We start from the raw sequence: 21733 nt of genomic DNA, 5'->3' as shown, positions 1-21733 counted from the left end.
AAAAAATGGGGAGGATCTTGTCCTCCCCATTCTAACATATGTTCTACTTCTTTGTAAAGCGTCACTTAGCCGCCCGAAAGACCAGCAAAACAGCCTGCTCCACCGTGCACGAAGACTTGGGGGACAGGGCGTTCTCCCCCGTGCCCTCCAGCACCTTCCGGCCCACCAGGGCGGACATGCCCCTGGCGGCCCAGTCGGAGACCTCTCCGCCGTCGGCGTGGGCCGTCAGGTCGGCGGACTCCGCCGCAATGCCCGCCCGCTCCATGGCCCGCCAGAGCATGGCGGCGAGCTGTTCCCGGGTCAGGGGGCCGTCCGGGGAAAATCCGCCCTCCCCGGTGCCCTGGACGATCCCGGCGGCATAGGCCTTCAAGACCGCCTCGTCGGCGGTGTCGGAGAAGGTGTCCGCCGGGGCGGGGGCCACGGTCTCCCCCGTGGCCTTCTCCAGGTAGTTTACCGCCAGCTCAGCAAATTGAAGGCGGGTGATGGTGTAGGTCTGATAGGTCCCGCACCGGGGTGTGACATAGCCCCCTTCCCGGGCCTGGGCCAACTCCTGGGCGGCCCAGGGGGAGGTATCCTCCCGGCAGAGGGGATTTTTCAGCATACCAAAGACTCCGTCCACCTGCACGGAGGCATAGCCGTGGTCAAAATAGCCCACGGCATCGTAGAGATGGGGCACCGCCAGACCGCCGGTCTGGTCCTGAAAGCCCCAGGCCCCCATGCCCCAGTCCAGGCCGAAACCGGAGGAACCCATCTCGGAATGGGTCCATGCAAGGCCCTCGTGGAAAAGGGCACTCTCATCCACCGCCTCCGGGGCCGCCGCCCGGGCTCCGGCGGCGTCAATATAGTACGGCTCCGAGTTTTGGCTGTCCCAGACCTGGGCCAGGCCGGTGGCCTCGTCAAAGACATTTCCCCGCATAAAGCCCTTGGGGTCGGTCAGGTAGAAATATTGGGGCTGGATCACCACCCGGCCCGCGCCGTCAACGAAGCCCACGCCCTCCTCCGTCTCATAGCCCCACAGGCCAAGGCCCGCCCGCCAGGGCTTCCGCCCCTGACGCTGGGCGAAAAGCTCCCGGCCCTGGCCGTCGATCACGTTGTAGTCCCTTCCGGCGTATTGAACCACGGCACAGCCGTCGGCGCCGAAATCGTCGCTGCCCAGGTCCCCGTAGCCGCCATACTGGAGGGGGGTGATCTCCCTTCCGGTGGTGTCCACGTAGCCCCAGCCCTCCCCGCCGTCCGTCACCATGGCGTAGCCGTGGGAGAAGGGGCGGTAAGCCCAATACCGATAGCCTGTCAGCAGCTTGCCATCCAGGGACGCCAGGGCGTAGGGCGGCTGGTCTCCCCACTGTTCCACGAAGCGAACCCCCACCTCGTCGGCGGCCTCCTCCTGCGTGGCGTAGACAAAATCCACCACCGTATCGCCGTTTAAGTCGATTTTGCCCCATGCTCCATCTCTCGCCGCCGTAGCCCGGCCCTGGTTGTCAAATTCCCCCACCGCGTCGAACACAAAGCCGGTATACTGCGTGCCGTCCAGGCCGAACAGCCCGCTTTTACCGTCCTTCACCAGCAGCATCCGGTCGGTGCCGTAGCGGCGCATGAGGCCCTCGCACTCGGGGTACCAGGTCACGGAGAGGCCCTGGTTTTCCCCCGCCTGGGCCGCCGCCTTCCACAGCAGGTCCGGGTCACTGACGCCCTCCTCTATGGCCCGGGACAGGGCCTCTCCCGAGCGGAACTGGCAGGGGTAAGCCTCCTCCCCCGTGGACACGTCCACGGCCCCATAGAGCTCCTCCCGGGACTGGACCCGGGCCAAGCCGCCATCCGGCCGCGCCGCCCACAGGTACCGGCAGGGGACCACCTGGTTCCCCGCCCGGTCGATAAGCCCCCACAGCGGCGTACCGTCCTCGTCACGTATAGCCACCTGGGCGTAACCGCCGTCAAAGTCCTCCGCCCCGCCGGTAAACTGATAGGGGATAGCCGCCTGGAACGCCTCGTCCAGATAGCCCCACTTCCCATTCAGGGACACCGCCCGCAAGCCCTCGCACAACTCCCCGATCCAGTCGTATTCCAGAGAAAGGATCTGGTTCCCCTCCACATCCAAAACGCCCCAGCGCTGGGTATCGCCCACCCACTGGGCCACACGGGCGTAGCCGCCGTCGTAGACCCTCACATCGTCGTAGACGGCGGGAACCACCACCCGCCCCTCCTCGTCCAGGAAGCCGGTCTTGCCGTTTTCCGAAAAAGCGGCACGGCCGTTAAAATATCCGCCCACGTAGTCGGGTGCGCCCAGTGCGGCGGGCATTGTCCCCGCCAGTAGAGCCGTACAGAGCAGGGCTGTCAAAAACCGTCTCATGGAATTCTTCCTTTCCCGCAAAAGCAAAAAATGGACGAAACGGAGTCCCGTTTCGTCCATTTTATCACGTTGCCTCTCCCCCGTACAGTGGGATTTGGGCCTCACTCCTCCTGAAAGACCTTCAGCTTTCGGTTGAGCCGGGCGGTGTCTTTTTTCAGGGCCACATGCATCCCAATCCACATGGCGAAGGCTCCCCCCTCCAGGAACGCGACCAGCGCCGCCGCCCCCCACGCCGGCACGCCGGAGAACCAGTGGAAGAACAGGCTGCCGCCCAGGAACAGGACGTTCAGCAGCACCGCCCAAACCACCGTCCTGTTCCGCAGCGCGGCGGAGGGCAATTCCTTCTCCTCCGGGAACAGGAAGGTCTCGCAGATGGCCAGCACCATGGATAGGACCACCATCTCGATCATGGTCCAAATGGATACTACGTCGCTGCCCTGCAGCAGATTGACCACGCTTTTGACGGAAAGCAGGGCGATGGTATAGATGGACATATGGAATTTCATGTTCATGCCCCAGCGATAGAAACTGAAAAACTCTTTCATTTCAATACCTCCTACATCCCAAGCCGCTCCCGCAGCAGGGGCGCGTAATGGCGGGAGATCATGAGCCTCTCCCCGTTCTTCATGGCCGCCTCGATCCGGCCCGCCCCGCGGCTTTTCAGGCTGCGGATGCCGTGGAGGTTGACCGCCATGGACTTGCTCACCCGGCAGAAGCCCAAGGCCTCGTACCGGGTCTCCAGCTCTCCCAGGGTGAGGGCGGTGCGGTAGACCTGGCCGGCGGTGTACAGATAGGTCCGCTCCTCCACCGACTCGCCGTAGAGGACCTCTCCGGGGGCAAGCAGCACCATCTCCCGTTCCTGGTCCCAGGCGCAGAGCTTTTGCAGGCTGGACTTGAGCAGGGACAGCACGCCCAGCATCTCCTCGTCCAGGGCCGGACAGCGCAGGATGACCTCGTTCTCCTCCACTTGGCTGTGTTCCACTGTGATTTTCATGGACCTTCCTCCTTGCCAGCTGACAGGTTGAGCATACCCGCTCCGGGCCGGATTTGCAAGGGCCGTACCGGCAAGGGGCCCTTTTCCCCCGGCAAGATGCAAAAAAGCAGGCGCAACGGTCTCCCGTCGCGCCTGCCTTCTTTTCGCTTGTTTACTCGTACAGGGGGAACCGGCCGGTGAGCTCGGCCACCTGGGCCCGGATGGCGTCGGCCTGGCCGTCGAAATCCTTGGCCGCCGCGCCGATGAACTTGGCGATGAGGAGCATCTCCGGCTCCTTGAAGCCCCGGGTGGTAACGGCGGGGGTGCCGATGCGCACGCCGCTGGTGACGAAGGGCTTCTCCGGGTCGTTGGGGACGGCGTTCTTATTGGCGGTGATGTTCACCTCGTCCAGCCGCCGCTCCAGCTCCTTGCCGGTGAGGTGCATACTGCGCAAATCAACCAGCATCATGTGGTTGTCCGTGCCGCCGCTCACCAGGTCGAAGCCCTCGGCCAGCAGGGCGTTGGCCAAAGTGGAGGCGTTCTTCACGATCTGCTCCTCATAGGCCTTGAACTCGGGCTTCATGGCCTCTCCCAGCATGACGGCTTTGGCGGCGATGACGTGCTCCAGGGGGCCGCCCTGGCTGCCGGGGAAGATGGCGGAGTCGATCTTCTTGGCGTACTCGGCCTTGCAGAAGATCATGCCCCCCCGGGGGCCCCGGAGGGTCTTGTGGGTGGTGGTGGTCACCACGTCGGCGTAGGGGATGGGGGACGGGTGGAGCCCGGCGGCCACCAGCCCGGCGATGTGGGCCATGTCCACGAAGAGGTAGGCCCCCACCTCCTTGGCGATGTCGCCGAAGGTCTTGAAGTCGATGATGCGGGGGTAGGCGGAGGCCCCGGCGATGATCATCTTGGGGTGGTGCTTCCGGGCCAGCTCCCGGACCTCGTCGTAGTTGATGCGCCCGTCGGCGCCCACGCCGTAGGAGACGATTTTGTAGTTCCGGCCGGAAAAATTCACGGGGGAGCCGTGGGTCAGGTGTCCGCCGTTGGAGAGGTCCATGCCCAGCACCGTGTCGCCGGGCTCGCAGAAGGCGGCGTAGACGGCGTAGTTGGCCTGGGCGCCGGAGTGGGGCTGGACGTTCACGTGGTCGGCGCCGAAGAGGGCGCAGGCGCGGGTCCGGGCCAGCTCCTCCACCACGTCCACGCACTGGCAGCCGCCGTAGTACCGGTGGCCGGGATACCCCTCGGCGTACTTGTTGGTGAGGACGCTCCCCTGGGCGGCCATCACGGCCTGGCTGGTAAAGTTCTCCGACGCGATGAGCTCGATGTTGCGCTGCTGGCGGTCATACTCGGCGCGGATGGCGGCGCCCAGCTCCGGGTCCTGGGCCTGGATAAGCTCCATGTTCTCCTTCAGCATTTACCTGCTCCCCCTTTAAATTGGTGTCGCAATCGCGATAAAAGTATGATATTATGGATAAAAGATTCCGTCAAGAGGTGAATTGTATGAGAAAAAAGGAACGCGCGGCCCTGATTGTGGAGGAATTGAAAAAAGTCTACCCCGAGGGCATCTGTTCCCTTCAATATCCCAAGCCCTACGAGCTGTTGTTTTCCGTCCGGCTGGCCGCCCAGTGCACCGACGAGCGGGTCAACCAGGTCACCCCCGCCCTCTTCGCCCGCTTCCCCACCCTGGAGGCTCTGGCCGCCGCCGACGTGAGCGAGGTGGAGGAGTACATACACTCCACCGGCTTCTTCCGGGCCAAGGCCCGGGATATCGTGGCCGCATCCCAAATGCTGCTCTCCGACTACGGCGGGGTGGTGCCCAATACCATGAAGGACCTGCTGAAGCTCCCCGGCGTGGGCCGCAAGACCGCCAACCTCATTCTGGGGGACGTGTACCACACCCCCGGCGTGGTCATCGCTGACACCCACTGCATCCGCATCTCGGGCCGCCTGGGCCTCACCGACGGCACCAAGGACCCGGCCAAGGTGGAGGAGCAGCTGCGGAAAATCCTGCCTCCCGAGGAGTCCAACGACTTCTGCCACCGGCTGGTGCTCCACGGCCGGGCGGTGTGCATGGCCCGGGGGCCGGTGTGCGAAAGCTGCACCCTGCGGCCCTGGTGCGACCTGTACAACAAGAGCGGGAAAAAAGACGAGACATAACAAAAAAGAGCCCGGCGTGATGACACGCCGGGCTCTTTTTTTATCTCTATGCCTGTTCCAGCACATATTTTTCCACCGCCTGGCCCACCCCCGCCTCCGTGTTGGCGGCGGCGCGGTATTTGGCGGCGGCTTTCGCCTGGGGTGAGGCGTTGTCCATAGCGAAGGACCAGCCCGCCCAGGAGAGCATCTCCAGATCGTTGCCCGCATCCCCGAAGGCCATGACCTGCTCCGGCCCCAGGCCCAGGTGGGCCGCAAGGGCCTGGAGGGCGGTCCCCTTGTTCACGCCTCCGGCGGCCAGCTCCATGTTCTGGGCAAAGGCGTTGGCGATCTCCAGCGCCCCGGTGGCCAGAACCTCCCGCTCCACCTGCTCCCGCTCCGCCAGGGGCACGTGGAAAATGTTGAACTTCTCCACGTCCCGTCCCGCCAGGGCGTCGGCCAGCTTTTCGGGAAAGAGGGTCTTTTCGGCAAAGAGGGCGGTAAACTCCGGCGAGAGGCAGTGGGGGCGCACCAGGTCCACGTCCCCCCGCTCCACATAGTTCTGCCCGGCGCAGTACACCTCGAATGGCAGCCGGTGGCTCTGAAGGATGCGGATGATGTCCAGGGCTTGGGCGTTGGGCATACATTTTTCGTAGATCCGCTTTCTGCCCCGCACATCCCGGACCGCGGCCCCGTTGCCCACCAGGGCGTAATCCATCAATCCCAGCTGCTCCACGGCGTCCGAGATAAGGCTCCAGGTCCGGCCGCTGGCGATGGCCAGGGCCACCCCCAGCCGGGAGGCCGCCCGGAGGGCCGTGATATTCCGCTGGGGAACCGTGACGTGGTTGGCGTCCAAAAGGGTGCCGTCCATATCCATGGCGATGAGTTTGATATTCAAGTGAATTATCTCCGTTACCCTTTCAATTCCAGGGCCTTCCTGACCTTCTCCACGATGCCCTGGGCGGTCAGGCCGTAGTGCTCCAACACCTGCTCGGCCTTGCCCGAGCGGCCAAAGACGTCCTCCACCCCGTGGCGGATCACGGGCACCGGGTGCTGGGCGCTGACGCAGGCGCACACCGCCTCACCCAGGCCGCCGATGACGTTGTGCTCCTCGGTGGTGACGATGCAGCCGGTCTCCCAGGCCGCCTTGACCACAAGCTTCTCGTCCAGGGGCTTGATGGTATGCATATCGATGACCCGGGCGTCGATCCCCTCCTGGGCCAGCAGCTCGGCGGCGGCCAGGGCCTTCTGGACCATGAGGCCCACGGCGATGATGGTCACGTCCCCGCCGGGGCGGAGAGTGACCCCCTTGCCCAGCTCGAACTTATAGTCGGGGACGGCGTCGGTGACGGTCTCCACCGCCAGGCGGCCCAGGCGGAGGTAGGCGGGGCCGTCGTAGTCCATGAGGGCTTTCACGGCCTGGGTCATCTCGTTGCCGTCGCAGGGGCAGCAGACCACCATGCCGGGGATGCTCCGCATGGTGGCGAAGTCCTCGCAGCACTGGTGGGTGGCCCCGTCCTCCCCCACGGACAGCCCGCCGTGGGAGCCCACCACTTTCACGTTCAGGCGGGGATAGGCCACCGAGTTGCGCACCTGCTCAAAGGCCCGGCCGGCGGCGAACATGGCAAAGGTGTTGGCAAAGGGCTTCTTGCCGCAGGTGGCCAGGCCGGCGGCCACGCCCACCATGTCGCACTCGGCGATCCCCATGTCGAAGAAGCGGTCGGGATAGGCCTTGGCAAAGCCGTCGGTCTTGGTGGCGCTGGCCAGGTCGGCGTCCAGCACCACCAGTTCGGGGTACTGCTCCGCCAGATCAATGAGGGCCTTGCCGTAGGCCTGGCGGGTGGCGATCTTCTCTCCCATATTATATCCACTCCTCCGTCTCGTCTTTTCCGTACAGGTTCTCATAGGCCTGGTCCAGTTTTTCCAGGGTGGCCACGGCGTCGTCCATGGCCTCGGCGGCCATCTCCTCGGCGGCGATCCGCACACCGTCGGAAAGCTCCTCGTGAGCCTGCTTGTACTGCTCGTCGTTGGGGGCCTTGCCGTGCCAGCCGGCGTCGTTCTCCATGAAGGAGACCCCCTTGCCCTTCACCGTTTTCGCCAGGATGACGGTGGGCATCCCCTTGCACTCCGCGGCCAGCTCCAGGGCCTCGGCGATGGCGGCCAGGTCGTGGCCGTCCACCTTCAAAACGTTCCAGTTGAAGGCCGCGAACTTCTCGTCCAGGGGCTCGGTGGGCATCACGTCGGTGGTGGAGCCGTCGATCTGGAGGCCGTTGACGTCCACGATGGCGCAGAGGTTGTCCAGGTGATACTTGGCGGCGGCCATGGCGGCCTCCCACACCTGGCCCTCCTCCACCTCACCGTCGCCCAGGATGGCGTAGACCCGGTAATCCTTCCGGTCGATCTGCCCCGCCAGGGCCATGCCTACGGCGGCGGAGATCCCCTGGCCCAGGGAGCCGGTGGACATATCCACGCCGGGGACGTGCACCATGTCGGGGTGGCCGGACATATGCCCCTCGATGGAGCGGAACAGCTTGAGCTGTTCCTTGGGAAAGTAGCCCTTCAGCGCCAGGGCGGCGTAGAGGGCGGGTGTGGTGTGGCCCTTGGAGAGGACCAGCCGGTCCCGGTCGGGGTCCTTGGGGGCGGTGGGGTCCACCTTCATGGTGTGGAAATAGAGGACGGCCAGGATATCCGCCACGGACAGGGAGCCGCCGACGTGGCCGGAAGCGGCAGTGTACACCTGATCCATGGCCAGGGAGCGGATCTTGGCCGCCGACAGGGCCAGGCCTCGGAGCGCGTGCGTTTCCATCATATCATCCTTCCTTTTTATCGGTCCAGAACGGACAGGTCCAGCCCGTCCAGTCCGGTGAGCAATTCTTTCGCCAGGGACAGGAGCTTGGCGCAGTCCCCGGGGTGGTTCCCCTCGGCGTTCAGGGGAAGCAGAGGGTCGTGGAGGGACTGCCGCAGGAGCATCCAGCCCTCGGGCAGGGAGAGCCGGACCCCCTCGCAGGTGGGGGCCAGGGGGATGCCCCGCTCCTCCGCCCGGTGGGCGAAGGCCTCCAGCGCGGCGGCGCCCTTCTCCTTGAAATCAGCCCCCGAAAGGGGGATGCGCTTTTCCGCTTCCTCCACGGCGGGGGGCAGCTTGGCGATCAGGTCTCCCAGCCGCCCGTGCCTGGCCAGGGCCACCACCAGCTTCACCGCCAGATAGGCCCCGTCGTCCAGGAAGTAGTTCTCCTGGAGGGCGCCGTGGCCCGAAGTCTCCATGGCCATGGGGGTGGGCACCCCTTCGGCGTTCAGGCGGATGGCCTCGTTGATGACGTTTTTGTAGCCCCGCTTGAACCGGCGGTGCTTCAGCCCCAGGTCCCGCTCCAGGAAAACGGTGAGCCGGTCGGAGGTCACCGAGTCGGTGACGATGGTGCCGCCCGGATGGCCGGGGGCCAGAATGGCGGCGGTCAGGGCGATGATGGCGTCCCGGTTCACCTCGGCGCCGTCCGGGAGGACGGCGGACATCCGGTCCACGTCGGTGTCGAAGATGAGGCCCAGGTCGGCCCCGCTGTCCAACACGGCGGAGCGGATGGCCTCCATGGCCTGCCGGTCCTCCGGGTTGGGGATATGGTTGGGAAAATTGCCGTCAGGTTCCAGGAACCGGCTGCCGGAACAGTCCGCTCCCAGGGGCTCCAGCACTTGGGTGACGAAGAAGCCCCCGGCGCCGTTCCCCGCGTCCACCACGATGTGAAGGCCTTCCAAGGGCCGCCCGCCCTTGTCCGCCCCCTCCACGATCTTTCCCCGCAGGTAAGCGGCGTATTGGCCCATCAGTTCGGAGGGCTCCGCCTCCGAGGGCCCCTCCGCCTCCTCCACGCCGCCGGCCAGCTCCAGAAGGGCCGTGATGTCCGGCTTGTCCAGGCCCCCCTCCGGGGTGAAAAACTTCATACCGTTACGCTCGGCGGGCAGGTGGCTGGCGGTGAGCATGATGGAGCCGTCAAAGGCCGTGCCGGGGAAAACAGTCCCCATGAACATGCCGGGGGTGGAGGCCAGGCCGCAGTCCAGCGCCTCGGCCCCCTGGGCCCGGATGCCCCGCACGGCGGCCTCTTTCAGGGGGGAGGCGGTCAGGCGGGAGTCGTGCCCCACGCCGATGCGCAGCTGCCGGGCGGGCGTGCCCGTCCGTTGGGAGAGCCACAGCACAAAGGCCCCGGCGATGCGCTGGCAGGCCCCGCCCGTCAGATCCACTTCCCTGCCGCCGGGGACGGCCAGCGCCACACCCCGCACGTCGCTGCCGTTTTGTAACTGCCGAAGATCATTCCCCATCCTGTCAGCCCCTTTTCCTCATTTTGTCCAAGTATGTTCAGTATACGACAAATGCTCTGCCGGTTGCAAGGGATTCCCCGCAAATGCTTTGGCGTAAACAGTACAAAAAGGCGGCTGAAACCGGTGTGTTCAGCCGTCTTTTTGATGGTTTTTTCGTCTCAGGCAAAGTCCGGGTCTAAAAATTGTCCCCGCAGGCCGGGGACACGCCCCGGCACAAGTTTTTACTTCGTGCCGAAAATACGGTCGCCCGCGTCCCCCAGGCCGGGGACGATGTAGCCGTGGTCGTTGAGCTTCTCGTCCACGGCGGCCACGTAGATGTCCACGTCGGGATGGTCCTTGTGGACCCGCTCGATGCCGGCGGGGGCGGCAATGATGTTCATAAGCTTGATGTGCTTAACGTCATAGTTCTTGATGAACTGGATGGCCGCGGAGGCGGAGCCGCCGGTGGCCAGCATGGGGTCCAGGATGATGACCTCCCGTTCGGAGATGTCGGTGGGCATCTTGCAGTAGTACTCCACCGGCTCCAGGGTGTCCGGGTCCCGGTAGAGGCCGATGTGGCCCACCTTGGCCGAGGGGATCAGGGTCAGGATACCGTCCACCATGCCGAGGCCCGCCCGGAGGACGGGGACGATGGCCAGCTTCTTGCCCGCCAGCTGCTTGAAGGTGCCGGTGGCCACGGGGGTCTTGATGGTCACGTCGGCCAGGGGCAGGTCCCGGGTGGCCTCATAGCACATCAGGGTGGCGATCTCGCTGACCACCTCCCGGAAGTCCTTGACGCCGGTGTTTTCGTCCCGGAGGATGCACAGCTTGTGCTGAAGAAGCGGGTGGTCCAATACGTGTACTTTTTCCATGTGATCCATTTCAGTCATTCCCCTTTTTCTTTATCTCGCGCCAGCCGCTCCCGCTCCGCCTGGGAGAGCCGGTGGTAATCGGGCGTCAGTTCGGACGCCGGGATGAGCCTGCCCTCCCGCGCCTGGTCCAGGGCGGCCCTCGCCACCCCCCAGGCGTTCTGGAACCGCAGGTTGGGTGGGACCATCCGGACCTTCAGGCCCCGTTTGATGAAATCATTATAGCATAGCTGGGCGCCGTCTCCAACTAAAATCTGCGGCTGGCCCTCTGTTTCCAGCTCGGCGGCCAGCTCCTCCAGCCCGATGGCCCGGTCGGGGGCCAGGCGGCGGATGGCCTCGCCGTCGGAGGAGAAACGGGCGTTGTAGACCTGGCTCCTCCTGGCGTCCATCACGGGGCAGATCTGGCCGGGCAGGGCCGCCAGGTTCCAGGCCATGGCCTCCAGCGTGGAGACCTTGGCACAGGGCTTATCCAGCGCCCAGGCCAGCCCCTTGGCCGCCGACACGCCGATGCGCAGGCCGGTGAAGGACCCCGGCCCCGCCGCCGCGGCCACCACGTCCACGTCCCCCAGAGACACCCCGCAGTGCTTCAGCAGTTCCTCCGCCATGGGCAGAAGGGTTTTGGAGTGGGTCATGCCGCTGTTCTCATAAAATTGTGCGATCGGAAAATCGTCCTCGCACAGGCACGCCGAGCAGGCCAGGGCGGAGGATTCCAGTGCCAGTATCTTCATGCTCAGTGTCCCCCCTTGATGCTGACGATCCGGTCCGAGTCCCTCTCCCCCCGGCGGATGTCCACCTGGATACAGCCGGAGAGGGCATCGGCCACCTTCTCACTCCACTCCACGGCGCATACGCCGCCCCGGCGCAGGTAGTCCTCCCAGCCGATGTCGAAGAGCTCGTCGGAGGAGCCCAAACGGTACATATCGAAGTGGAACAGGGGCAGGCGGCCCCCCTCGTACTCGTTGACAATGGTAAAGGTGGGACTGGTGACCCGCTCCCCGATGTCCAGGCCCCGGGCCAAGCCCCGGGTGAAGGCGGTCTTTCCCGCCCCCAGGTCCCCGGTGAAGGCCACCACCGCGCCGGGGGACAGGGTCCTGCCCAGGGCTTCCCCCAGGGCTTCGGTCTCGGCCTCGCTGGCGGTACGGTATTCCATTTCTCCACCTCCCGGCCCGGAATTTGTGATGTTTTCCTAAATTACGCCCATATAGTATAGCATAAGACGGGAAAGAATGGTATACTGTTTTCATTGATTTTGCGTGGAAGGGGGCGGGTATCCTGTCCTGGTTTTCTGATTCCCTGCGGGAGTTCTGGGCCCGGGGGGACAAGCTGTTGCTGGCCCTGTGCCTCCTGGCCAGCGGCTACGGGCTGGTGCTCATCTATACCGCCACCCGCTGGAACGACAACAGCCGCAGCGTCCCGGTGCAGTGCCTCGGCATTTTCCTGGGGGTGGTAGTCTACATCATTCTTTCCTCCGTGGACCTGGAGCTTTTGGTGGAGAAGAGCTGGAAGTGGCTGCTGGCCTTCAATCTGGGCTTCAACCTGCTGGTGCGCACCCCCATCGGGGTCACCCACGGCGGCAACCGCAGCTGGATCGCCATTCCCGGCTTTCCCCTGGAAATACAGCCCGCCGAGGTCACCAAGCTCACCTTCATCCTCCTCTTCGCCTGGCAGTGCGCCAAGCTTCAGAAAAAGGGCATCAGCCGCCCCTCATCCGTCTTTCAGATGGCGGCCCACACGGGGCTGACGGCGGGGCTGATCGCCGTGGTGTCCCACGATCTGGGCATGGCGCTGGTGTACCTGTTCCTCTTTCTGGTCCTCACCTGGACCTCTGGGGTGAAGCTGCGGTGGTTTGCCCTGGGGGCGGTGGTGTGCGTCGTGGGCATCATCCTCGTCTGGCCTCACATCAGCGACCAGTACTTCGCCCGGCGGGTCACCGTGGTCATCGACCACATCACCGGCAACCAGGCCACCCTTTATGAACAGACCCAAGGGGCGGGCTGGCAGCAGAGTCGCAGTATCCTGGCCATTGGCTCCGGAGGGCTCTCCGGCCAGGGCTACCTCCAGGGCATCCAGACCCAGAGCCCCTATGAGAGCTCCCTCCCCTCCCGCAGCGCCGACGAGATCTTCGCCGTCTGCGGCGAGGAGTTCGGTCTGGTGGGCTGTATCCTGGTCATCCTCATTCTGGCGGCCATCATCGCCCGCTGCGTCTGGGTGGCCCGCCGGGCCCCCAGCCCCATGACCGCCCTGGCCGCCATGGGCTATGCCGGGATGCTCTTCTTCCAGTGCGTCCTCAACATCGGCATGTGCCTCTACGTCCTCCCCATCGTGGGGCTCACCCTCCCCTTCTTCAGCTACGGCGGCACCTCCATCATCACCATGTTCGCCGCCATGGGGGCGGTCTCCTCCATCAAGACCCGCTCCCTGCCCAGCTGGCTGAGGGACAGGAGCCAGTTATAACGCGGAAAAGGGGGGCTAGTGATGAAACCGAAAAAATCCACACTTCGCGTCTTCCAATGCCTCACCGCTCTTTTGGCTGTGGCCGCGCTTCTCCTGGGGCAGGTTTCCCTCCGGCTGTACTGGGAACTCCGGGACGGGCTGGCTTGGGAGGTACAGGATGACATCGTCGATCTCCACTATGCTGTGAAAAGCTATCTCAACGCCGCGGGCGAACAGCGGGAGGGGCTCTCCCTCTCCCAGGTCCAGCGGAGCGCCGCCGTTCTCAGCACCCGGCTGGACACCGTGGCACAGTGCTCCTTCCCGTTCCACGAAAGCACCGCCCTCGGGCTCGACCGGGACCAGCTTGGGGAACTGCAGGGTTTCTTTTTCGCCTTGGAAACCTACTTGGACGACATGTCGGAAACGCCGGCGGACCCCGCCCTTTTGGACACGCTGCGGGGGATACGCATCCTTCTGGAGGGATACGTGATCGGCAGGGACCCGGCCGATTACGCCGCTCTGCTCCGCCAAGCCGGGGAGGACCCGGAGACCGTCAACGTCACCTTTTGGGGAAATCAAGACAAATGATATTCCCATCCTTTGTATAATCTCCTTCGGACAGCAAAAAATAGGGCCAGTGTCTTGACCCCTATTTTTGCCCATCCGAAGGAGGTTTTTTCTTTGAAACGTCTCTCCCGCCGCCTGACGGCGCTGGCCGTCATCTGCACCCTCACCCTGGCCCTGCCCGCCTCCGCCGCCCTGTTCGGCGGCGCCCAGGAGGTCCCGTCGGTGGCCGCCTTCTCCAAGAACGGCCCCGCCACCGGCGTCATTTCCTTCTCCCCCGATGATTTCCGGGTTTCCGGGGACGGGAATCTGTCCTCCATCGTCCTCACTTCCCTGCCCGATCCCAGCGCCGGGATGCTCACCATCGCCGGCCAGGCCATCCCCGAGGGGAGCGAGGTGGCCATGAGCGCCGTCTCCGGCCTTCGCTTCACCCCCCTGTCCGCCCCTATGCTCTCCTCCACCAGCTTCACCTTTGCCCCCGTCTTTGCCGGCGGCCAGGTGGGCGAGGACGTGACTGTGGGCCTCTATCTCCTGGCCAGCGCCAACTCCGCCCCTGTGGCCGAGGCCCTGGAGCTGACCACCTATAAGAATGTGGAGGCCACCGGCACCTTTGCCGCCGTGGACCCGGAGGGGGACCTGCTGACCTTTCAGCTGGTGAGCAAGCCCGCCCGGGGCGCCGTGACCCAGGCCGATGAGGGCTCCGCCAGCTTCACCTACACTCCCTATGAGAACAAGACCGGCAAGGATGCCTTCACCTACGTGGCCATCGACGCGGTGGGCAACACCTCCGCCCCCGCCACCGTGTCCATCAAGATCGAGAAGCAAAAGACCAAGGTCACCTATTCTGATATGACCGGCGTGGAGGGCCACCGGGAGGCCGTCCGCCTGGCGGAGACCGGCCTGCTGGTGGGCGAGCAGATGGGGGACCAGTACTTTTTCCACCCCCAGGAGACCGTCAGCCGGGCCCAGTTCACCGCCCTGGCCATGTCCGCCGCCGGGGTGGAGGCCATGGAGGGCGTGACCCTCACCGGCTTTGCCGACGATGAGGTCATGGCCACCTGGGCCAAGCCCTACGTCTCCTCCGCGCTCAAGTCCGGCCTGATCCAGGGTACCCTGGACGAGAGCGGCCAGGTGGTCTTTCAGGCTGACGCCCCCATCACCGCTGCCGAGGCCGCCGTGGTGCTGGACCGGGCCCTGAACATCACCGACGTGGCCGAGACCTTCGCCGCCGCCCCTGCCTGGGCCAACCAGTCCGTCTCCAACCTGGCCAGCTGCGGCATCCCCACCTCCGCCGCTTTGGAGGAACCCCTCACCCGGGCCCAGGCGGCCGTCCTTCTCTCCGGCGCCATCGACGTGCTGGACAGCCGGGAGACCGGCGGCTGGTTCAAGTGGTAATCCCCTCCCAAAGGCAGCCTTTCATTTGCAGATAGGAATAACAAAAAGGACATCCGTTTGGATGTCCTTTTTGTTATGGTGGAGATAAGCGGGATCGAACCGCTGACCTCTTGAATGCCATTCAAGCGCTCTCCCAGCTGAGCTATACCCCCACATACGATATTCAGTTGTATTTGGTGGAGATAAGCGGGATCGAACCGCTGACCTCTTGAATGCCATTCAAGCGCTCTCCCAGCTGAGCTATACCCCCAAATAGGCGCCCCTCACGCAGTTCTCTGCCGTGCGGAACGAATGTTATTTTAGCAGAACTTATCCGGCTTGTCAACACAATCTTTCAATTTTCTCTTTACCAAATAAAGAGGATGGACAGGAGATCGTTATGCGGCGCAAAGGGCACCGGCAAAGCACGGTCACAGTGCCTCACCGGTGCCCTGGTCCGCTGTTGTCAGGGACTTGTTTCACCCCGCCGTATTTTCAGCGGCACGGCCGAGCGGTCAGAATATAAGCCTGTGGTCACGCGGCTTTCGCGAACTCCGAACTAAGCCTCGTTGAGCTTCCGCCAGAGGGTGGTCTTGCTCATATGGAGATAGGCGCAGAGCTTATCCTTATCCCCGCCGAAGAAGCGCAGGAGGAAGGCGATGTAATCCCGCTCCAATGCCTTCAAGTCGTTGGTGACCGGGCAGACGTACTGGGGGCCTGTCTCCGGCGAGCGCTTTTGCCGCACCAGTTCCTCAATAAAAGGCCGGCTCAGACGGTAGTCCTCGCACAACAGCACCACCCGCTCGGAAAAATTGCGCAGCTCCCGGACGTTCCCCGGCCAATCATAGTCCAAAATTGGGGTAAAGACATCCACGTCTTCCCAGTAGATCGCCCGGTTTTCCCGCTCAGCTGCGTCAGCCAGGAAGCTGGTAAACAGCGGGACAATGTCCTCCCGCCGCTCCCGAAGGGGCGGGATCTCCACCTCCAGCAGGGCCAGGCGATAATAGAGGTCCTCCCGGAACTCCCCCTGCCGCACCATTTTCTTGAGGTCTTTGTTGGTGGCGGCGATGACCCGCACATCCACGGGGATGATCTTATCGCCCCCCACCCGCATGATCTCTTTCTCCTGGAGCACCCGCAGAAGCTTGGCCTGGAGGGAGAGGGGAAGCTCCCCCACCTCGTCCAGGAAAAGGCTGCCCCGGTGGGCCAGCTCGAAAAGCCCCCGCTTTCCACTGCTGAGGGCCCCGGTAAAAGCCCCTTTTTCATAGCCGAACAGCTCGCTTTCGATGAGGTTTTCGTTAAAGACCGCGCAGTTGATGGCAACGAATGGGCCGTCGGCCCGGGCGCTCTCGTTGTGGATGCTGGAAGCAATCACCTCTTTCCCGGTACCCGTCTCTCCCCTTATAATGATAGTGCCGTTGCTTCGGGCGTACTTTTTCGCCGTGGACACCAATCGCCGGGACGCGGGATCCTGGCAGACGATATCCTCGAAGGTCATCTTGGCCGTCAAGCCCCGCTCTTTGTTCTGGCGGCGGATGGAAATTTCCAGGTTTTCCACATAGTTGACGCTGTTCAGCACCAGGGCGTAGAGCTCTTCCCGCCCCACGGTGCGGGGGACGATATTGAGGACGTAGTTGCGTTCCCGGACGGTGAGCAGGTAGTTGGCCGGGAGGGTCAGCAGGGTTTCCATATCGCAGTCCAGCAACCCCTTCACATCGGCGTAGCCCTCTCCCCGCAGAAGGAGGCGTTCGGCCTGGAGGTTGCAGGTACGGATGATCCCCAGCTTGTCCACGATGACCACGGCTTCGGAGATGATGTTCGTCATGACCTCGATAAAGTCGTTTTGGGCTTTTTCCTTGAGGGCAATGTCGGTGGAGTAGCGCGCCTCATCCACTGCGCCCATGTAGCAATACTCGTCAATGATAAAGTTCCGATATGGGATGCCCAGCCGCCGGGCGATGAGGATGGGCTCCACGTCGCCCACCACTACGTCCACCTGGTTTTTGGCGTGGAGCTCCCGGATCTCCTGCTCCGCCTCGCCCCGGTCGTACAGCTTGTAATAAAAGAGTTCACAGCCCTCCAGAGAGACCCGTGTCCGCTTGGGGCTGGGTTCGCTCCCCGGCGTATTATATCCGATTTCAAAAATGCAAATGTTGTGATATCCCAACGCCACACATTCGCTGAGCAGGTCCAGGATGGTATACAGCTCATATTTCAGATGGAAGATGGGCGCCGGCACATGATTGGCATAAAGGTATTGCGCAAGGCTTCCACGGGTGAGGATGCCGTATATCTTTGTCTCCCTCATGGCCTGGGCTACCTGCTCCAGGAGTTCCGGACATGGCTTGGACAAAATCACCCGGTAGATATAGGGCTCGATTCCCTGGAAATCCTGGACTTTCTGCGCCTCTTCGGGCGCGACCACCAAGAATTGCTTTTCTTTGATCGGTTCCATGCACATCCCTCCAAAGGAAATATAGCACATTCTTTTCAATTTTGAAATCATTTTTTCAAAAACGAAAAGAATGTTTCTTTTATTGACCCGGGCCAGCCGGACTTTTTGTTGTTTATTCCAAGGAGCACGAGCGTATTCAACTATTTTATGTCCATGCTGGCTAAATTGGCACGGCGTTTGCATTCTAAAAGGGCGACGGACAAAGAGGAAAGGAGCGTGAGGTATGACACATTACCTTCTGTTGAAGTTTACGCCCGGCTATATGGGCGACACACTCTTTGACCTGGCCCGGGAGACATACGAGGAGCTGGCCCGTCAGGTACCCGGCGTACATAAGGTGCGGGTGGAGCGCAACTGTGTGGCGCGGGATTCCAATGCGGACCTGATGGTATGTATGGATCTCATCAACAAGGATGCCCTGGACACCTATTTGGATCACCCCTTGCACAGGGATTTCGCCGCGCAAGTGGAGTCCTGTCTGGTCATGCGGCTTACCTTTGATCACGAGGAGGGAGGGAGTTGTAAAGGCATTTCAGGAGGTGCGTAGTAACACACCCCATTCTAAAAAGCATGTATTCAGCACATTAAGAGGAGGGTTTTTTTCATGGAAGGAAAAACAAAGAAAGCACTCATCCCCGCCTGGATTGGCGTAGCATGCGTGTGGTTCGGCATCCACTGCGGACCAGGCGCGGCCTCCGGTAATCAGACCGTATCCTATTTTGTCAGATACGGCCTCTGGTCTCTGATCATGCCCCTGGTGGCGATGGCCTTGCTGGGTCTCGGTCTTTATTATGCTATGGAATTCTCCCGCAGGACCAAGGCCGTGGATTTTAAGGACTTTGCCAACAAGCTGTTTGACCCTTACCACAAGATTTTCGCAAACTTGTTTGAGTTTTCCTTTGTCGGCACCGTAGGGCTCTCGGGCGGCGCCTGCGTCGCTACGGCCTCCACCCTGTTCCATGATTATTTTGGCGCGCCCGTATGGTTGGGCATCGTCGCCATCGTCTTTTGCACCATCTTCTTCTCTATTTACGGTGAAAGCCTTGTGCGGGCGGCCTCCACTGGTATGTCCGTTATCATTTTCGTGGCCATCTTCGCCGTGGTCATTGCAGGCATCACAAATAACGGCGGAATTGCCCCCAGCTTCGCAGGGCGCTCTCTGTCCGATGCCAACGGCGGTGCCGCTCTCTGGCGCAGCATCCTATACGCCGCTTTCCAGTCCACCGGTGTGTTTGGCGGCTGTATCGCCGTAGTTCACGGACTGAAAAACCGCAGTGAGGTAAAGAAGTCTATTATTTTTGGTATCGCTCTCAACTCTCTGTTTCTCATCGTCGTAGCCCTCATGCTGCTGGGCTACCCTGAGGCCATTCAGGATACCCTGCCCAACTATTGGGTCATCACCCGCGTGGGTGCCCCTGTGCTGGTCGCCTGCTATGTCATGGTAGTCTTTTTCGCCTGCTGCACGAACACGATTTCTTTCTCCAACGCTCTTTCCGGACGTTACGGCAGATTTTTCAAGTTTAAGAATCCCAAAGTCACCAAGCTCATTATCGCTATCATCATGCTGGTCTACGTGAGCGCTTTCTCCGGCTTTGGCCTGAACAAGCTTGTGGGCACCGGCTTCCAGTATCTTGGCTATTTCTGCATCGTCACCCTGCTGATCCCCACGATTTTCGTGGGACGCAGACGGATCAAGAAAATGGATGCGGCCGATGCGGCCGGTGTGTCCTGAGGGTCTGCCATGCGTGAACAACATGTAGGCAGCTTCAATGATTTGGAGTTCATCTCCAACAAAACCTGTTACAAGGCCAACGGCTATACCGACGACGATCTCTCCCGTCCCATCATCGGGATCGCCTGTTCTTTTAACGAGTCCGTGCCGGGACACAACAATTTGCGAATGCTGGCGGAGCAGGTGAAATTTGGGATTTACCGTGCGGGAGGCACCCCGGTGGAATTTGGCGTTATCGCCTGCTGTGACGGTGTGTCCGATAACCACTATGGCTCCCACTACTGCCTGCCGTCCCGGGACGTGATCGCGGATTCCATTGAGGTCCAATGCCGCGCCCACCGCTTCGATGGCGTCATTCTGCTGGGAAGCTGTGATAAAATCGTTCCGGGGATGCTTATGGCCGCCGCGCGGCTGGACCTGCCCGCCATTCTGGTGCCCGGCGGCGCCATGCTTTCTTCCCCGCCCTTCCGGGAAAAGGCCCGCAGCAACACGACCACCATATCAGAGGCTTTCGGCCTCTACACCCAGGGCCGCGCCACGGAAGCGGAGCTTCAGCAGCTCACCAACACTTGCTCCCTCACCTGCGGCTCCTGCCAGTTCATGGGTACGGCCAATACCATGTGCAGCTTTTCCGAGGCCATCGGCATGACCCTCTCCGGCGGCGGCCTTATTCCGGCGGTGTATCATGAGCGCAAGCGCAGCGCTTTCCGCAGCGGCGAACAAATCGTGGCGTTGGTGCGCGCCGGAATCTCTGCCCGGCAGATCATGAGCTGGGAAGCCATCGAAAACGCGATCATGCTGCTTATGGCCGTGGGGGGCTCTACCAACGCCGTCATCCACACCTGCGCCCTGGCCCATGAACTTGGGTTCTCCTCAGATCGGGTCCTGGACGCCTTTGACCGCCTGAGCGCCATCCCCCACATCGCCAAGGTCTCCCCTGCCTCCACCACGCAGGACTGTGAGGATCTTTACAAAGCCGGCGGTATTCCGGCGGTCATGCGCGCCCTCCGCGAACACATTCATACCAATGTGATGACGGTGGACGGCTGTACGTTGGGAGAAACGCTGGATCGCTTCTCCAATCCCTTTCCGGACACTTCTGATCTCATCCGTCCCCTGGACAACCCATACAGCACACTGGGCGGGCTGGTGATCATGCGGGGAAATCTGGCTCCGGATACCGGCGTGGCCAAGCCCGCCGCCATTGCGGAGGAGGTGCGCCAGTTTACCGGCACCGCTATCTGCTTTGATGGAGAGCACGCGTGTATTGAGGCCATCAAGGCGGGAAAGATCAAACCCGGCCACGTGGTAGTGGTACGCTATGAGGGGCCCAAGGGAGGCCCCGGTATGCGGGAAATGTACCTGACCCTCAAAATGCTCAACGGCCAGGGTTTGGCCAAAAGCACAGCCCTTATCACCGACGGACGTTTCTCCGGCACCAACAACGGCTGCTTTGTGGGACACATCTCACCTGAAGCGGCGGAGGGTGGCCCCATTGCCCTCGTGCGGGACGGAGACTCCATCACCATTGACGTGATCCATAAGCGCCTGGAGCTCCATGTATCTGAGGAAGAACTGAGCCAGCGCAGGCGGGAATGGTCCTACACTCCCCCGCAAGATCTCACCGGCTATTTGGCCCGCTACGCAAGGCTGGTTTCCTCTGCTAACAAGGGCGCCGTGCTGGATTAACACTGAACAGGAGGTTTTATTATGAACAAGACCGAAGAGAGCAAAAAAATTGTCACAGAATTTTACCGCACCTATGGCATCGAAAAAGACGCGGAGAAGTGCAAGCAATTTTTCGGAGACAAATACATCCAGCACAACCCTCACGTACAGGACGGCGTTGACCATTTCCTGCGCTTCGTTCAGTACCGCCACGATCACTTCCCCGAGGGCCGCAACAACGTAATGCTGACCATCGCTGACGGCGACAAGGTCATGCTCCACGTCCACTCCGTACTCACCCCCGGTGAGCCCGGACGCAATCTGGTGGACACTTTCCGGGTGGAGGATGGCAAGGTGGTGGAGCACTGGGACGTGATCCAGGACGTGGAGGTGCTCAAATTCCCGCCCATCAACGACAACGGCCTTTTCAACCAGGCCGGAGATGAGATCCTCACCGATCTGGACAAGACGGAGGAAAACCGGGCGCTGGTCACCGCCTTCTATACCGCCTACGGCATCGAAAAGGACGCCGACAAATGCGCAAAATTTTTGGGGGATACCTATATCCAGCATAACCCCCATGTCCAGGACGGCCCGGAGCATTTCCTCAAATTCGTCCGCTTCCGCAAAGAGCATTTTCCCCAGGGCCGGAACGAGATCAAACTGACCGTGGCCCAAGGAAACCTGGTGGGATTCCACGTCCACTCCGTACTCACCCCCGGTGAGCCCGGACGCAACCTGGTGGACATCTTCCGGGTGGAGAACGGGAAGATCGTGGAGCATTGGGACACCATTCAAGACATCGAGGTGTTGAAGTTCCCGCCCATCAACGATAACGGGCTGTATTGATATATTTATCGCATCGGCAACTATTCCACCTTAAAAAAGTCGTCCCCGCCGCCTA

At 62.3% G+C, this 21733-nt stretch carries 20 protein-coding genes and 2 tRNA genes; 8 read left to right on the top strand and 14 right to left on the bottom strand.

Translation table 11 applies throughout. The annotated features are described in order from the left end of the window. Positions 1–61: 61 nt before the first annotated feature. The 4 genes from AAEU42_RS12810 to AAEU42_RS12795 all read right to left on the bottom strand — a co-directional run bounded on the left by AAEU42_RS12810 (position 62) and on the right by AAEU42_RS12795 (position 4734). Positions 62–2347, bottom strand: a complete 2286-nt coding sequence (locus AAEU42_RS12810) for a WG repeat-containing protein (RefSeq protein ID WP_342233955.1) — start codon at positions 2345–2347, stop codon at positions 62–64. Positions 2348–2448: 101 nt separating this feature from the next. Then, complete coding sequence (locus tag AAEU42_RS12805; protein ID WP_342233954.1) at positions 2449–2859, bottom strand: DUF3021 family protein; 411 nt, start codon at positions 2857–2859, stop codon at positions 2449–2451. 44 nt (positions 2860–2903) lie between these two features. Then, positions 2904–3341: a LytTR family DNA-binding domain-containing protein gene (locus AAEU42_RS12800; RefSeq protein ID WP_342233953.1), complete on the bottom strand. Its 438-nt coding sequence runs from the start codon at positions 3339–3341 to the stop codon at positions 2904–2906. 151 nt (positions 3342–3492) lie between these two features. Then, positions 3493–4734: a serine hydroxymethyltransferase gene (locus AAEU42_RS12795; RefSeq protein WP_342233952.1), complete on the bottom strand. Its 1242-nt coding sequence runs from the start codon at positions 4732–4734 to the stop codon at positions 3493–3495. 86 nt (positions 4735–4820) lie between these two features. On the opposite strand from AAEU42_RS12795, the gene nth reads away from it, so the two are divergent. Next, positions 4821–5477: an endonuclease III gene (gene nth / locus AAEU42_RS12790; RefSeq protein WP_342233951.1), complete on the top strand. Its 657-nt coding sequence runs from the start codon at positions 4821–4823 to the stop codon at positions 5475–5477. A gap of 46 nt (positions 5478–5523) precedes the next feature. Here nth and AAEU42_RS12785 read toward each other — a convergent pair whose 3' ends face one another. From AAEU42_RS12785 to tsaE, 7 genes are all read right to left on the bottom strand, one after another. After that, positions 5524–6351 (bottom strand): HAD family hydrolase, encoded by an 828-nt coding sequence (locus tag AAEU42_RS12785; RefSeq protein WP_342233950.1) that lies wholly within the window; start codon positions 6349–6351, stop codon positions 5524–5526. Positions 6352–6365: 14 nt separating this feature from the next. Beyond that, positions 6366–7313, bottom strand: a complete 948-nt coding sequence (locus AAEU42_RS12780) for a transketolase family protein (RefSeq protein ID WP_342233949.1) — start codon at positions 7311–7313, stop codon at positions 6366–6368. Between the two features lies 1 nt (position 7314). Next, complete coding sequence (locus AAEU42_RS12775; protein WP_342234030.1) at positions 7315–8259, bottom strand: transketolase; 945 nt, start codon at positions 8257–8259, stop codon at positions 7315–7317. Positions 8260–8276: 17 nt separating this feature from the next. Continuing rightward, positions 8277–9755, bottom strand: coding sequence for a phosphohexomutase domain-containing protein (locus AAEU42_RS12770; RefSeq protein ID WP_342233948.1), 1479 nt, complete (start codon positions 9753–9755; stop codon positions 8277–8279). A 221-nt stretch (positions 9756–9976) separates the two neighbouring features. Continuing rightward, positions 9977–10606, bottom strand: coding sequence for a uracil phosphoribosyltransferase (gene upp, locus AAEU42_RS12765; protein ID WP_342233947.1), 630 nt, complete (start codon positions 10604–10606; stop codon positions 9977–9979). A 14-nt stretch (positions 10607–10620) separates the two neighbouring features. Further along, entirely contained in the window at positions 10621–11331 is a 711-nt protein-coding gene (tsaB, locus tag AAEU42_RS12760) for a tRNA (adenosine(37)-N6)-threonylcarbamoyltransferase complex dimerization subunit type 1 TsaB (protein WP_342233946.1), read from the bottom strand. Between the two features lie 2 nt (positions 11332–11333). After that, positions 11334–11753: a tRNA (adenosine(37)-N6)-threonylcarbamoyltransferase complex ATPase subunit type 1 TsaE gene (gene tsaE / locus AAEU42_RS12755; RefSeq protein WP_342233945.1), complete on the bottom strand. Its 420-nt coding sequence runs from the start codon at positions 11751–11753 to the stop codon at positions 11334–11336. 176 nt (positions 11754–11929) lie between these two features. Here tsaE and AAEU42_RS12750 point away from each other — a divergent pair, with 176 nt between their 5' ends. From AAEU42_RS12750 to AAEU42_RS12740, 3 genes are all read left to right on the top strand, one after another. After that, positions 11930–13057, top strand: a complete 1128-nt coding sequence (locus AAEU42_RS12750) for an FtsW/RodA/SpoVE family cell cycle protein (RefSeq protein ID WP_342233944.1) — start codon at positions 11930–11932, stop codon at positions 13055–13057. A 21-nt stretch (positions 13058–13078) separates the two neighbouring features. Beyond that, a complete protein-coding gene (locus AAEU42_RS12745; protein WP_342233943.1) occupies positions 13079–13624 on the top strand; it encodes a hypothetical protein in 546 nt (181 codons plus the stop codon). A gap of 93 nt (positions 13625–13717) precedes the next feature. Continuing rightward, positions 13718–14995, top strand: coding sequence for an Ig-like domain-containing protein (locus tag AAEU42_RS12740; protein ID WP_342233942.1), 1278 nt, complete (start codon positions 13718–13720; stop codon positions 14993–14995). Between the two features lie 76 nt (positions 14996–15071). Here AAEU42_RS12740 and AAEU42_RS12735 read toward each other — a convergent pair. The 3 genes from AAEU42_RS12735 to AAEU42_RS12725 form a co-directional block, all read right to left on the bottom strand. Continuing rightward, a tRNA-Ala gene (locus AAEU42_RS12735) sits at positions 15072–15147 on the bottom strand. Positions 15148–15169: 22 nt separating this feature from the next. Beyond that, positions 15170–15245 (bottom strand) — tRNA-Ala (locus tag AAEU42_RS12730). 288 nt (positions 15246–15533) lie between these two features. Continuing rightward, complete coding sequence (locus tag AAEU42_RS12725; RefSeq protein WP_342233941.1) at positions 15534–17429, bottom strand: sigma 54-interacting transcriptional regulator; 1896 nt, start codon at positions 17427–17429, stop codon at positions 15534–15536. A gap of 223 nt (positions 17430–17652) precedes the next feature. Here AAEU42_RS12725 and AAEU42_RS12720 point away from each other — a divergent pair, with 223 nt between their 5' ends. The 4 genes from AAEU42_RS12720 to AAEU42_RS12705 are packed head-to-tail and all read left to right on the top strand — an operon-like array spanning position 17653 to position 21678. Beyond that, positions 17653–17976 carry a Dabb family protein gene (locus AAEU42_RS12720; RefSeq protein ID WP_342233940.1) on the top strand — a complete coding sequence of 108 codons (324 nt, stop codon included), beginning with the start codon at positions 17653–17655 and terminating at the stop codon, positions 17974–17976. Positions 17977–18033: 57 nt separating this feature from the next. Continuing rightward, positions 18034–19161, top strand: a complete 1128-nt coding sequence (locus AAEU42_RS12715; RefSeq protein WP_342233939.1) for a YkvI family membrane protein — start codon at positions 18034–18036, stop codon at positions 19159–19161. A gap of 9 nt (positions 19162–19170) precedes the next feature. Continuing rightward, positions 19171–20850: a dihydroxy-acid dehydratase gene (gene ilvD / locus AAEU42_RS12710; RefSeq protein WP_342233938.1), complete on the top strand. Its 1680-nt coding sequence runs from the start codon at positions 19171–19173 to the stop codon at positions 20848–20850. A 21-nt stretch (positions 20851–20871) separates the two neighbouring features. Continuing rightward, positions 20872–21678, top strand: coding sequence for a nuclear transport factor 2 family protein (locus tag AAEU42_RS12705; protein WP_342233937.1), 807 nt, complete (start codon positions 20872–20874; stop codon positions 21676–21678). Positions 21679–21733: the final 55 nt, after the last annotated feature.

It is taken from the genome of Pseudoflavonifractor phocaeensis, assembly GCF_038439875.1.
Classification (GTDB): domain Bacteria; phylum Bacillota; class Clostridia; order Oscillospirales; family Oscillospiraceae; genus Vermiculatibacterium.
This window is presented reverse-complemented; position numbering and strand designations above follow the sequence as displayed.